General features: G+C 62.4%; 13 protein-coding genes. 11 read left to right on the top strand and 2 right to left on the bottom strand.

Annotated features, from left to right (window positions below):
* The first annotated feature begins 7 nt into the window (after positions 1-7).
* The 7 genes from leuB to LOZ74_RS11385 all read left to right on the top strand — a co-directional run bounded on the left by leuB (position 8) and on the right by LOZ74_RS11385 (position 7,329).
* Entirely contained in the window at positions 8-1,063 is a 1,056-nt protein-coding gene (gene leuB, locus LOZ74_RS11415) for a 3-isopropylmalate dehydrogenase (protein WP_230291306.1), read from the top strand.
* Positions 1,064-1,133: 70 nt separating this feature from the next.
* Complete coding sequence (locus tag LOZ74_RS11410) at positions 1,134-1,499, top strand: hypothetical protein (RefSeq protein ID WP_230291305.1); 366 nt, start codon at positions 1,134-1,136, stop codon at positions 1,497-1,499.
* Positions 1,500-1,586: 87 nt separating this feature from the next.
* The gene (locus LOZ74_RS11405; RefSeq protein ID WP_230291304.1) at positions 1,587-2,795 is read left to right on the top strand and encodes a PLP-dependent aspartate aminotransferase family protein; all 1,209 of its coding nucleotides are present in this window, start codon (positions 1,587-1,589) and stop codon (positions 2,793-2,795) included.
* Between the two features lie 69 nt (positions 2,796-2,864).
* On the top strand, positions 2,865-4,232 hold the full coding sequence (locus LOZ74_RS11400; protein WP_230291303.1) for a sensor histidine kinase: 1,368 nt from the start codon (positions 2,865-2,867) through the stop codon (positions 4,230-4,232).
* An 88-nt stretch (positions 4,233-4,320) separates the two neighbouring features.
* A complete protein-coding gene (gene apaG / locus LOZ74_RS11395; RefSeq protein ID WP_230293882.1) occupies positions 4,321-4,722 on the top strand; it encodes a Co2+/Mg2+ efflux protein ApaG in 402 nt (133 codons plus the stop codon).
* A 294-nt stretch (positions 4,723-5,016) separates the two neighbouring features.
* Positions 5,017-6,411: a metallophosphoesterase gene (locus tag LOZ74_RS11390; protein WP_370638911.1), complete on the top strand. Its 1,395-nt coding sequence runs from the start codon at positions 5,017-5,019 to the stop codon at positions 6,409-6,411.
* Between the two features lie 96 nt (positions 6,412-6,507).
* Positions 6,508-7,329, top strand: a complete 822-nt coding sequence (locus LOZ74_RS11385; protein WP_230291301.1) for a LysR family transcriptional regulator — start codon at positions 6,508-6,510, stop codon at positions 7,327-7,329.
* 69 nt (positions 7,330-7,398) lie between these two features.
* On the opposite strand, the gene LOZ74_RS11380 is transcribed toward LOZ74_RS11385, so the two are convergent.
* Complete coding sequence (locus LOZ74_RS11380) at positions 7,399-8,070, bottom strand: energy transducer TonB (RefSeq protein WP_230291300.1); 672 nt, start codon at positions 8,068-8,070, stop codon at positions 7,399-7,401.
* A gap of 171 nt (positions 8,071-8,241) precedes the next feature.
* Positions 8,242-9,330: a hypothetical protein gene (locus LOZ74_RS11375; protein ID WP_230291299.1), complete on the bottom strand. Its 1,089-nt coding sequence runs from the start codon at positions 9,328-9,330 to the stop codon at positions 8,242-8,244.
* A 120-nt stretch (positions 9,331-9,450) separates the two neighbouring features.
* Here LOZ74_RS11375 and LOZ74_RS18335 point away from each other — a divergent pair, with 120 nt between their 5' ends.
* The 4 genes from LOZ74_RS18335 (at position 9,451) to rpsG (ending at position 12,469) form a co-directional block, all read left to right on the top strand.
* A complete protein-coding gene (locus LOZ74_RS18335; RefSeq protein WP_370638910.1) occupies positions 9,451-9,657 on the top strand; it encodes an AAA family ATPase in 207 nt (68 codons plus the stop codon).
* Between the two features lie 152 nt (positions 9,658-9,809).
* Positions 9,810-11,144, top strand: a complete 1,335-nt coding sequence (locus tag LOZ74_RS11370; RefSeq protein WP_230291298.1) for an ATP-dependent endonuclease — start codon at positions 9,810-9,812, stop codon at positions 11,142-11,144.
* Positions 11,145-11,494: 350 nt separating this feature from the next.
* Complete coding sequence (rpsL, locus tag LOZ74_RS11365) at positions 11,495-11,866, top strand: 30S ribosomal protein S12 (RefSeq protein ID WP_230280778.1); 372 nt, start codon at positions 11,495-11,497, stop codon at positions 11,864-11,866.
* 132 nt (positions 11,867-11,998) lie between these two features.
* On the top strand, positions 11,999-12,469 hold the full coding sequence (gene rpsG / locus LOZ74_RS11360; protein ID WP_230280779.1) for a 30S ribosomal protein S7: 471 nt from the start codon (positions 11,999-12,001) through the stop codon (positions 12,467-12,469).
* The last annotated feature ends 89 nt before the right edge of the window (positions 12,470-12,558 follow it).

The raw sequence follows: 12,558 nt of genomic DNA, 5'->3' as shown, positions 1-12,558 counted from the left end.
TTACGACATGAAAATCGCGGTATTCGCAGGCGACGGCATCGGTCAGGAAGTCACCGCACAGGCCCTGCGCGTGCTCGAGGCGCTGCCGCTGCCGCTGTCGTTCCTGACCGGCGATGTCGGGGGCATGGCCTATAAAAAACACGGCCACCCGCTGCCGCCCGAAACGCTGACCGTCGCGCGCGAATGCGATGCGATCCTGTTCGGCGCGGTGGGCGATCCCGATTGCGACAATCTGGCGCGCGATCTGCGCCCCGAACAGGCGATTCTGGGCCTGCGCAGCGCGATGGGCCTGTTCGCCAATCTGCGCCCCGCCAAGATGTTCCCCGGCCTTGAGGGGGCGTCCGCCCTGCGGCCCGAAGTCGCCTCTGCCATCGATCTTCTGATCGTGCGCGAGCTGAACGGCGATGTGTATTTCGGCGAAAAGGGCATGCGCACGACCGATGCGGGCCTGCGCGAAGGCTATGACATCATGAGCTATGACGAGAGCGAGGTCCGCCGCATCGCCATCGCCGGTTTCGAAGCCGCGCAAAAGCGTCGCGGCATGCTGTGCTCGGTCGACAAGGCCAATGTCCTCGAAACCTCGCAATTGTGGCGCGACGTGGTGATCGAAACCGCCGCCGGTTTCCCCGATGTAAAGCTGACCCATATGCTGGTCGACAATGCCGCGATGCAGCTGGTGCGCAATCCGGGGCAGTTCGACGTGGTCGTCACCGGCAATCTGTTCGGCGATATATTGTCCGATCAGGCTTCGATGTGCGTCGGTTCGATCGGCCTGCTCGCCAGCGCCTCTTTGGGAGAGCGCAAGACGGCGCATGGCACGTTCGGACTTTATGAACCGATCCATGGTAGTGCCCCCGATATTGCGGGCAAGGGCATCGCCAATCCGCTGGCGACGATCCTGTCGGCCGCCGAACTGCTGCGCCACTCGCTGGGGCAGGAGGAACAGGCCGCGCGGGTCGAACAGGCGGTGGCGAAGGTTCTGGCCGACGGCATTTTCGGGGCGGACCTTGGCGGCGATGCCGATACGGCCACCATCGGCGATGCCGTGCTGGCGCGCCTGTAACGCGGCGAGCCGCAATAAGGGGGCGTCAGGCGAGGGGTAGGGCGGAACAGTGCAATGCATGCTCGACAGGATGGATTTCGCCCGTTGGCCATGGACGCTGCGCGCGTTCGTGGCGGTCGGGTTCGTTGCCCCGCTGCTCGCGCTGGCGATCACCTCGCCGCGTTTCTACACGCAGGTTTCGCTGACGGGGCTGTGCTATGCCGCGGCGGCGCTGCTGTTCGTCGCCACGCGGAACGACTGGGTGCGCTTTGCCATCAGCGGGGTGCATTTCATCTTTTCCGGCCTGGTGCTTTACGGCATCGTCTTCATCCTGCCCGACCGCACGCCCGATGCGCTGTTTCCGCTGCGCGCCATCCTGATCTTTGGCGCGACGCTGGTGACCACCGCGCTGCTGTGGCACCCCGATACGGGCCGCTGGGTGCAGCAGCGCCGCTGAAACCGGCCGTATTGCACCGCAAGTCGGTCCTTTGCGCATAAACTGCAATTGTCATGCGCGCGGTGCGCGTCTAACCGCTTGGCCATTATGAAACGCACCACCGGAACCGACCGCTCGATCACCCGCAACTGGCGTCCCGCCACCAAGGCCGTGCGCGCCGGCACATGGCGCAGCGAAATGGGCGAGACGAGCGAGGCGATGTTCCTCACCTCGGGCTACAGCTATGACGATGCGGCGACCCCTGCCGCGCGCTTTGCGGGCGAGGAGGCGGGGATGACCTATTCGCGCCTGCAGAACCCGACCGTCGCCATGCTGGAAGAACGCATCGCGGTGATGGAAGGGGCCGAGGCGTGCCGCACGCAGGCATCGGGCATGGCCGCGATGACCGCCGCGCTGCTGTGCCAGCTTTCGGCAGGCGATCACGTCGTCGCCGCGCGCGCCGCATTCGGTTCGTGCCGCTGGCTGGTCGACGATCTGCTGCCGCGCTTTGGCATTACCGGCACGACCATCGATGCGACCGACAACGAAGCGTGGGAGGCTGCGATCCGGCCCAACACCAGGGTGTTCTTCTTCGAAACCCCGGCCAATCCCACGCTCGACATCGTCGACCTCGAATATGTCTGCGGCCTTGCCAGGGCGCATGGCATCACCACCGTGGTCGACAATGCGTTCTGCACGCCGGTCATGCAGCGCCCGATGGAATTCGGCGCCGACATAATCGCCTATTCCGCAACGAAGCTGATGGACGGGCAGGGCCGTGTGCTGGCGGGAGCGGTTTGCGGTTCGGAAGAATTCATCAATGAAAAGCTGCTGCCGTTCCAGCGCAACACTGGCCCCAACCTGTCGCCCTTCAACGCATGGGTGGTGCTGAAGGGGCTGGAAACGCTGGAGCTTCGCGCGCGCCGCCAGTGCGACAATGCGCTGAAGATTGGGCAATTCATGGAAAGCCGCGTGCCGCAGATCAGGCACCCCGGCCTTGCCAGCCATCCGCGCCATGACATGGCGATGAAGCAGATGAATATGCCCGGCTGCATCTTCTCCTTCGTGCTCGACGGCGGGCGCGAGGCCGCGCATGCGCTGCTGGACAATCTGCAATTGATCGATATCTCCAACAATATCGGCGACGCACGTTCGCTGATGTGCCATCCGGCATCGACCACCCATCATTCGGTCGGACCGGAAAAGCGCGCCGAAATGGGTGTGGACGAGGGGATGTTGCGGTTCAATGTGGGCCTTGAAGACGCCGACGATCTTATCGAGGATATCGACCGGGCACTCTCGGCCATCGGCCTGTAAGCGCGTGTTGTCAGCCAATGACGGGGCCGTCGGCGCAAGTCCGGCGTCCCGCCGCACGGGATCGCGATAATGCCGATATTGGGAAGCGGCGCGGTCGGCACTCCTGCCGAGGGGCTTCTGGCCGCGATCTTCAACAGCTGCGAGGATGCGATCGTGTCCAAGCGTCTGGACGGCACGATCACCAGCTGGAATCCCGCGGCGGAACGGCTGTTCGGCTATAGCGCCGAGGATATCGTCGGCCGTTCGATCCGCATGCTGATTCCGGACGACCGCCAGCATGAAGAAGATCTGATCATCGAACGGATCATGGCGGGGGAGCGGGTGATGCCGTTCCACACGATCCGCCTGCGCAAGGACGGCAGCGAGGTCGAGGTGACCGTCACCGTCTCGCCCGTGCGCGACAGTGATGGCCGCATCGTCGGCGCCAGCAAGTTCGCGCGCGAGCTGGGCGAGCTGGACCTTGCCCGCAAGGCGCTGGCCGAAAGCGAAAGCCGTTTCGCCATGCTGGCCGACAATATCTCCCAGCTGGCATGGATCGCCGACGCCGACGGGTCGATTTTCTGGTATAACCGGCGCTGGTTCGATTTCACCGGCACCATGCTGGACGAAATGAAGGGCTGGGGCTGGAAATCGGTTCACCACCCCGATCATCTTGGCCGCGTGGTCGATAAATACAGCCGCGCCATCGCCAGCGGAGAGCCATGGGAAGATATTTTCCCGCTGCGCCGCCACGACGGCGTTTACCGCTGGTTCCTGTCACGCGCGCGCCCCATAACGGGCGCGGGCGGCAAGATCGAATATTGGTTCGGCACCAATACCGACATCACCGAACAGCGCGAACAAAGCGACGCGATCGAGGTGTTGCTGCGCGAGGTGAACCACCGGTCCAAGAACATGCTGACGCTGATCATGGCGCTGGCGCGGCGGTCGGCACCGGGGAACGAGGAATTCCTGAAACGCTTTACCCGCCGGATACAGGCGCTGGCCGCCAATCAGGACCTGCTGGTCAAGCGCGCATGGGGCAGCGTGTCGGTGGCCGATCTGGTCGAGGCGCAGCTGGCCTTTGCCATCGATCTGGCTGGAACTGCCCTGTCGCACGAAGGGCCTGTTGTGAATATCGGCGCGCGCGCGGCGGAAACGCTTGGCCTTGCCTTGCACGAGCTGGCGACCAATGCGCTGAAATATGGCGCGCTGTCGCAGGAAGGATCGGCAGGCAAGGTCACGGTACGCTGGGACATGGCGGACGGACGTTTCCGGTTCAGCTGGACCGAAAGCGGCGGGCCGCCCGTGACCCCGCCCGAACGCGAAGGGTTCGGCAGCGCGGTGATCCGCGATATTCCGGCGGCGTCGCTGGGCGCGGATGTGACGCTGGACTATCCGCCAGAGGGGCTTCGCTGGACGCTCGACGCGCCGCTGGAGGCGGTTCAGGCGGGGTAGCGCACCGGCCCGCGATCGACGTATCTGTTCACAATTTCAGCGCGCCAATTGCACGAACGGGCGAAACGGGCCTAGCCTGCCCTTCATGATAGAGCAGCTTTTCGAACATGCCGCGATATCGAACGGCATCACGGTGCGGGTCAGCGCCAGCTTCCTGCCGGAACAGTCCGAAGTGTCCGAAGGGCACTGGTTCTGGGCCTATCACATCCGCATCGAAAACCACGGCGACGAACCGGCGCAGCTGGTCACCCGCCACTGGCGCATCACCGATGCGGCGGGCCGCGTCAGCATCGTGACGGGCGAGGGTGTGGTCGGCGAACAGCCCCGCCTGCTGCCGGGCCGAAGCCATGATTACGTATCGGGCTGCCCGCTGGAAACACCCCACGGCACGATGGAAGGCAGCTACAGCTTCCGCCGCGACGACGGCACGATCTTCGACGCCGCGATCCCGTTCTTCCCGCTCGCGGCGCCTGCGACCGCGCAGCGTTAAAACGCGTCACCGCGCAGCGGTAAATACGCGCCACCGCGCAGCGGTAAGATACACCACCGCGCAGCGGTAAATTACGCCACCGCGCAGCGGTAAAGCAGGCAGGCAATTCGCCGCAAAATCGCGCTCTTCCCGAAAATGTCACGCGATTGTCACGCGCATGACCGACTAGGCCGCGTGGCCCGTCCGCATGGCCGCGCCGTTGTGCGTGCTGAGCCATGGCGCGCCCGCTGTCCCAAGGAGGTTCCCATCCGTCATTTCCCCCGTTTCGCCGCCGCAGCCCTGACCGCAGCCCTGATGTCGACCACGCTGATCGCCGCGCCCGCGGCCGCGCGTTCGGGCACCGGGGCGGAAGCGCAAGGTGATGTGCCGCGTTCCGCCGGTACGCCCTATGCCGCGCGCAACCTGCCCGACCGGATCATGCTGACCCCGGCTGCCGATCCGTCGCGCGGTATGGCGGTGGCATGGCGCACCGATACGGCGCAGCAGGCCAGCATCGCGCAGATCGCGGTGGCGGTCGATGGCCCGACGCTGGAGGAACAGGCGCGCATCGTTTCGGGCGCGGCGGGCATTGCCATCGACAGCGCGAACGGACCGGCGCTCTATCACCAGTTGCGTTTCGATGATCTGGAACCCGATACGGTCTATGCCTACCGGTTGAAGGGCAGCGCCGGATGGACCGAATGGCTGCAATTCCGCACTGCCAGCGCCGCGCCCAAACCGTTCCGCTTCCTCTATCTGGGCGATGTGCAGAACGGCATTCTTACCTATGCCAGCCGCGTGATCCGGCAGGCATTCCACGCCAATGGCGGGATCGAACTGGTGCTGCTGGCGGGCGATCTGGTCGCGCAGCGCGACGATCTGGACCATGACGACGAATGGGGCGAATTCAATCAGGCGGGCGGCTATAACTGGTCGATCGTTCCGCAGATTCCCGCCACCGGCAATCACGAATATGTCGATATGCTGCTGCCCGACGGCAGCGAGAGCCGCAGACTAGGGCCGTACTGGCCGCTGCAATTCGCCCTGCCGTCGAACGGCGCGCAAGGGGCGGAAGCGACGACCTATTACGTCGATTATCAGGGCGTGCGTTTCATCGTGCTCGACGGCACATCGGCCATCGACCTCGGCACGATGGAGCAGCAGACCCGCTGGCTGGACGAGACGCTGGCCTCCAGCACGGCGAAATGGAACATGGTGCTGTTCCACCAGCCCGTGTTCACCTGCGCGCGCCCCGACGATACTTCGGAAATAAAGGCCGCGTGGAAGCCGGTGTTCGAAAGCCGCAAGGTCGATCTGGTGCTGCAGGGGCACGACCATTGCTACAGCCGCCTGACGGCCGAGGCGGGGCGCGAGGTTTCGGCAAGCCGTCGCGCAGACGGGGCGGTGCAGGGGCCGGTCTATCTGGTGTCGGTCACCGGATCGAAGATGTACGGGCTGAACGACCGTGCGCTGACCCAGCCCGACCGCGTGGCCGAGGCGACCGAATTGTACCAGATCGTCGATGTCGACGGCGACCGGCTGCAATTCCGCACCTTTACCGCATCGGGCAGGCTTTATGACGGTTTCGACCTGGAACGCCGCGCCGACGGCAACCATCTGGTCGAGATCGACGAACCCGTGATCGCACAGCGCATTTGCCACGGCGATGTCGGGCCCGATGGCGGCGCCTGCGTCGCGCGGGCCAAGTAAGGCGGGCCATTTAAAGCGGGATAGCGGCGACGCAGCGGCGCGATGCGCTTCACTGCGTTGCCCTTCGCGCCATCGCGCATTATCAGCATGGGCACGATGAAGCGTACCCATCTTCCCCTGAACGGCCTGCGCGTGCTTGATGCCGCGGCGCGCCATCTGTCCTTCACCCGCGCGGCGGACGAGCTGGCGGTGACGCCCGCCGCCGTCGGGCAACAGATCCGCGCGCTGGAGGATTTGCTGGGCGTCGTGCTGTTCCGCCGCACGCCCAAGGGGCTGGAACTGACCGACGAGGCGATCGCCGGCCTCGATTCGCTGCGCAGCGGTTTCCTGCGGTTCGAGGAAGCGGTCCACGCGATGCAGGCGGGCCAGTCGAGCCACAAGTTCACCTTTGCCGCCCCGCGCGACTTTTTCGGCGCATGGTTCGCCCGCCGCCTTGCCGCGTTCCGCGAAGCCAATCCCGACACGCGCTTCCACATGGCGGGCGGCCACGACACCGATTTTACCGAAGCCAATCTCGATTTCGCGGTGCGCCTTGTCGACAGCCCGGGCGAGCTGGAAGGCGTGCCGCTGTCCCCCGGCAAAAGCGTGGCGGTCGCCGCCCCCGGCGCGCCCGACAGCTGGATTTCATGGCCCGGCGGCCCTCCCGGAAAACATGGCGGCGACGATGCCGAAGCCGCGCTGCGCGTGGGCGCGACCGGTCAGGCGCTGTCGGCAGTGCTGGGCGGCATGGGCCGCGCCGTGCTGCCGCTGCAACTGGTGGAGCACGAGATCGAGACGGGCCAGCTGATCGCCCTGTCTGATGTCGAGGACACGCGCGCCACATATTGGCTGGTCGCCCCACGCCCGCAATGGCGGCAGAAAAAGGTGAAGGCGCTGGTCGATTTCCTGACGGCCGCGAAAAATCCCGAGCCTTCCTGAAAACCCTCGCTTCAAGCGAAAGGGCGGGTCAGCCCGAAAGCCGCACCCGCCCCGTGGCAAATCAGCGGATCAGCGCGGAATCTGCCAGCGGATCCCGTTTTCGTAACGCCCCGCCGTCTTCGCTCCGTCCGCACCCGTCGCCGCGTCAAAGCGAGCACGGCGCGACACGAATTTGCATGCCGCCTCGTCCAGTCCGGGATAGCCGCTCGACGCGGTAACTGTGCATCCCGTCACTCGCCCGTCGGCGCCAATATCCAGCCGGAAGCGCGTCAGCCCTTCGTGCCCCATGCGCAATTCGCGCGACGGGTAATCGTCCGTCGTCACCCACGCCCCCGGATCGCCGCGAGGGACGGCGGCCTTGGGTTCATAGGCAGGCTTGGGAGCAGGGGGCTGCGGCAGGGGCGGCAGCGGGATATCGCCGATCCCTGCGAATACCGAAGGCTCCAGCGGCACGTCCAGCACGGCGGTGTCGATGCTCGACGGCCGGTCCAGCGTCAGCTTCGGCTCGGGCGCGGCGGCCTTGGGGGCAGGGCTGGGCTCGGCCTCCATCGGGGGCAGCGGGTCCAGCTTGATCGTCTCGACCTTGGGGATGAATGTCGTTTTGATCGTCTTGCCGACCTCGGTCATCACCGTCGCACCGAAGCCGGATATCAGCGCATAACCCAGCGCCACGTGGATGACAGCGACCGTCGCGATCGTAGCGCCGCGGTTCTGGCCTTGCGGAGTGTCTGTATAGGACATCAGGCACCTCTCTTCTTGGCGCCCGCCGTTACCGCTTGCCCACCGAAACATGTCCAAGCAGCAACCGGCCGGGCGAGTGGGACGGCCATGTTACCACATATCATCCCAATGCCAAGCACTTTGGTAGAGATTGGCGTAAGCCTTTGGTCGGGCTTGCCAATCCTCCCGCTATCAATATTCGTCCAGCGATTCCCCAGCCTTGCGGGCCTCGGCGCGGCGCATCTGTTCGCGGGCGCGGTCCAGCTTTTCGTTGATGCTGTCGATCACGTCCTGCTCGCTCATTTCCTCTGGCGCAGGGCGCAGCGCGGGCGGGCCGTAGCGCGCGGCGCGGCGGTTGCGCAAAAGGAACATCACCAGCCCCTCGTTATGCACGCGATATTCGCCGATGATCTCGCCCCGCGCGACGATGGGGCGCAACTCTCCCTCGATCGCGCGGGCAAGAGCGGTGTCCTCCAGCCTTGCGATGCCAAGGTCGATGGCCTTTTCCCACGCGGCGGCGAATTCCTCGGCCCCGCCGCGGGCGCGCAGATTGTATAAAGCCTCGACACTCGCGCCGATGGCCCGCGCGGCCTGCGTTACCGATCCGCTGGCGGCCAGCGCCGCGATAAAGGCGCGCTGCCGGTCGGGCGTGATAGAGTTCCTGCGCGGGCAGCGATGGAGAAAGGGGCGAAAGCCCAGCAGCGGATCGTCGGGATGCGGCTCCGGCCCCGTAAAGGCGGCACGGCTGGTCCGCCGCGACGGACGCGCCGACCGGCTGGCAAGATGGCCCGAATGATCGGAAAGCGGATCGGCGCAATAGGCACCGGAAGAATGCACCGACGGAGCGGGCGGCGACAGCCGGAACGCATGCGGCACATGGCCCGCATCTCCGTCCGCCCCATCCGGCCCGCGCGCGTCCCGATCCCGCGGGTCCTGTTCCAAGCGGGCCTGCTCCAGTCGGGCCTGCTCCAGCCGCTGGCGCTCCATCCGGTTCTTGTCCCTGCGGCGCGCCGAGCGGGCCTTGCGCGCCGCCTCGCACCCGCGCGCCGCATCCCATGCCGCGCGAAAGCTTTGGCCCCCCTTCGGGTTCTGGCCTTTCGGGGAATAGCGCAATTTCTCCAGCGCCGCGACGCTGACCCCCACTTCCTCGGCCGCCTCTGCCACAAGCCCCGTCCGCGCCAGCGCCGCAATAAACTGCCGCTGGCGTGCGGGTGTTAGCTTCCTTCGCGCGCGAGGGACGGGAGTGAAGGGGAATTCGGGCGGCGGCGTTGTGTCGGACATGGGGGCGCTCCTGCTGGGTGAGGGGCGCTTGGGGATATTGGGAGGTGGGGGTGTAGGAAAATAAATTTAAATCGGCGATTGAGGCGCTCCACTCGGATGGAAGATTAGTACTTGTTGCAAATGGGGGGCTGCAAATTGCTTATTAAGAGTTTGACTGCCAAAAATTTTCGCACGCTCGAAGATTTCAAAGTTAGCTTTAGATCTGGATATTGCACTCTATCCGGACAAAACAATGCCGGTAAAAGTGCGATCGTTAGAATAATAGAGTACTTTCTTCAAAATAGACACGATGAAGTTGCATATGTTCCTGGTGGAATAAGTATTTAGTACGATAGAGATAGCACTCAGTGGATTGATGATGAACCAGTGGATATTGGTTTAATCGTCGAGTTAGATAGAAATGATGATTCGGAAATATTTTTTGTAGTAGAGACATTTTCGGGATCGATAATATCAAATGAAAAGTGTGAAGTTTGTTTTTGCAGCTGTTTTATAAAGGTGGCGAATCGAAACTTACCTGCACTGTCGACGGGATGGAGCTTGAGCCTCAGAAAGCCTCAGAAATTTTGAAAAAGTTTCAATCAACTACAAGTATTGTTGTACATAATTCGACGAGTGTTCGTAGGGGTTATTTGTACTTCAATTCGTTTATGGAAATCGTGGAATCTCATTTTTCCGAAGAAGATCGCGGAAAGATCGCGGCGGCGCAGAGAAACCTTCAGTCTAAAATTAAGAAAGCGACACGTCAGCGTAAGGATGAGCTTGATAACCTGCTAGGAAAGTTGAGCGACAAATTTCAGGTCGAACTCAGTTCAATCGAAAGGGACGGTGATAGCAGTTATCCGCTCCAAGTTCGGTTGAGCGATAAGTCTGTCGTTACACCGCTTCACCAATGGGGAGCGGGAACGCAGAATAGGACGAGAGTTCTGATGTCCGTCCTTGAAGCAGTCCATGCCAGATCATCAGCATCCAGTGAAAATAGAGCGTCTCCCGTATTCGTTGTTGAAGAGCCTGAAAGCTTTTTGCATCCCTCAGCTCAGGCAGAATTTGGCAAAGTATTAAACGGAGTTGCAAGTGAATTAGGTTTACAAATAATTGCAACTACACACAGTCCGTACTTGCTTAATCAAACTAGCCCTGACTGTAATTACCTAATACATCGAAAGCATTTTAGGAATGTGCCTAAGGGCGCCGCTCTCGTTGACACCTCCGGTGGCGACTGGATGAAGCCTTTCGCTGAGACGCTGGGGGTGGTCCCATCGGAGTTCGAGGGCTGGAGGGAGATGTTTGGATCAACGTCATCCGATGTTATTCTGGTTGAGGGGGAAATAGACCTTGAGTACTTCCTCTTTATAAAAGAGAATTATCCTTCAACCTATCAATTGCCAGATAATATTGAGGTTGTTCCGTATGGGGGGAGTGGAGCGCTTAAAAATACGGCAATATTGGCATTTATGATTAATAAATTTAAAAGCGTTTATGTTACTTGTGACCTCGATTGCTACGGAGACGTCAAGCCCGCCTTGGAGCGTATCGGCTTGGTCGAAGAAGATGACTTCTGTGCAATAGGCCGGAGCGTAGCTGGTTATGACTGCATCGAGGGTCTGTTGCCAAACGATGTTAAGGAAAGAGTGTATGGCGGCAAAATTGAACTTGTCACAGCACTTGCATCGCAAAACTCGAAAGAACGCAGTAATGCTAAAAATAGGCTTAAGCGAGAGTTGCTGGACGCGTTCCGTTCGGTGAAATATCAAGATTCTGATTTGGCTGAATTCAAGAAGCTGTTTAAGCGCATTGCGCGTAAATTCAATTGATCCTTCTTGACCCGCCCCCCGAATCCCCCTAAGGGCCGCGCCAACCGCTCTCAGGGCTAACCCCCTACCGGCGGATAGAGCTGAACATTGCCGGTGAGTTGGACACGTCCAGTTATCCGTCAAAGTAACCCGGCTGGACCCGGGTGGAGCGTTTCGGTTCGTGCGGCGATTGCCAGGGGCAGGGCCTTTTATCGGGCCCAGATGCCCTTTTCGCGTTTCCGGCACGGTCCTTCCTCCATCGCTGATCCGACAGGCTGCTCGAACCGAGTTTTCGGCCCGAACCCATCCGCTTGTGCGCGGGGGAGGGCGCAACCCGCCGAGGACACTCGTCGGTCAAGGAAGGAAGTTTAATGCCGACTATCAACCAGCTGATCCGCAAGGGTCGCGAGCCGCAGAAGGCCAAGTCCAAGGTTCCTGCGATGGAGCAGAACCCGCAGAAGCGCGGCGTTTGCACCCGCGTTTACACCACCACGCCGAAGAAGCCGAACTCGGCACTTCGCAAGGTGGCCAAGGTGCGCCTGACCAATGGCCGCGAAGTCATCAGCTATATCCCCGGCGAAGGCCACAACCTGCAGGAGCACTCGGTCGTGCTGATCCGCGGCGGCCGTGTGCGCGACCTTCCCGGTGTGCGCTACCACGTGCTGCGCGGCGTTCTCGACACGCAGGGCGTGAAGGATCGCAAGCAGTCCCGTTCGAAGTACGGCGCCAAGCGTCCGAAGTAATTAAGGCGGCGCCGGACCGCTCCCCCACCCGACCACCCTACCGGGTAAACTTTGGGTGGTCGGGTGGGGGAGTGGGCCGGTGCCGCAAGGCAGTCACGGATGTGGCTGCCGCTTTCCGAAGGAAACGAAAACATGTCACGACGTCGTCGTCCCGAAAAGCGGGTCATCCTGCCCGATCCCAAGTTTGGCGATCAGGTTCTGTCGAAGTTCATGAACAACCTCATGCTCGACGGCAAGAAGTCGACCGCAGAGCGCATCGTTTACGGCGCGCTGGAAACCGTGGAAACCAAGGCCAAGACCGATCCGGTCCAGCTGTTCCACGACGCGCTGGGCAATATCATGCCGCAGATCGAAGTGCGCAGCCGCCGCGTCGGCGGTGCGACCTATCAGGTTCCGGTCGAGGTTCGCCCCGAACGTGCGCAGGCGCTGGCCATCCGCTGGCTGATCACTGCGGCGCGCAACCGCCCCGAAACCACCATGGCGGCACGTCTGTCGGGTGAACTGCTCGACGCTTCGAACAACCGCGGCAACGCCGTGAAGAAGCGCGAAGACACCCACCGCATGGCCGACGCGAACCGCGCGTTCAGCCACTACCGCTGGTAAGACCTGTGCAAAGACGCCCGTTTCCGACCTGTTTGGGGAAATGGGCGTCTTTCGCCGGTCACATTTATCACTATATGGGGCCCATCCGG

Origin of the sequence: Croceicoccus sp. Ery5 (genome assembly GCF_020985325.1) — a bacterium.
Taxonomy (GTDB): Bacteria; Pseudomonadota; Alphaproteobacteria; order Sphingomonadales; family Sphingomonadaceae; genus Croceicoccus.
The sequence above is the reverse complement of the archived record's forward strand: the minus strand, read 5'-3'. Positions and strand labels throughout refer to the sequence as shown.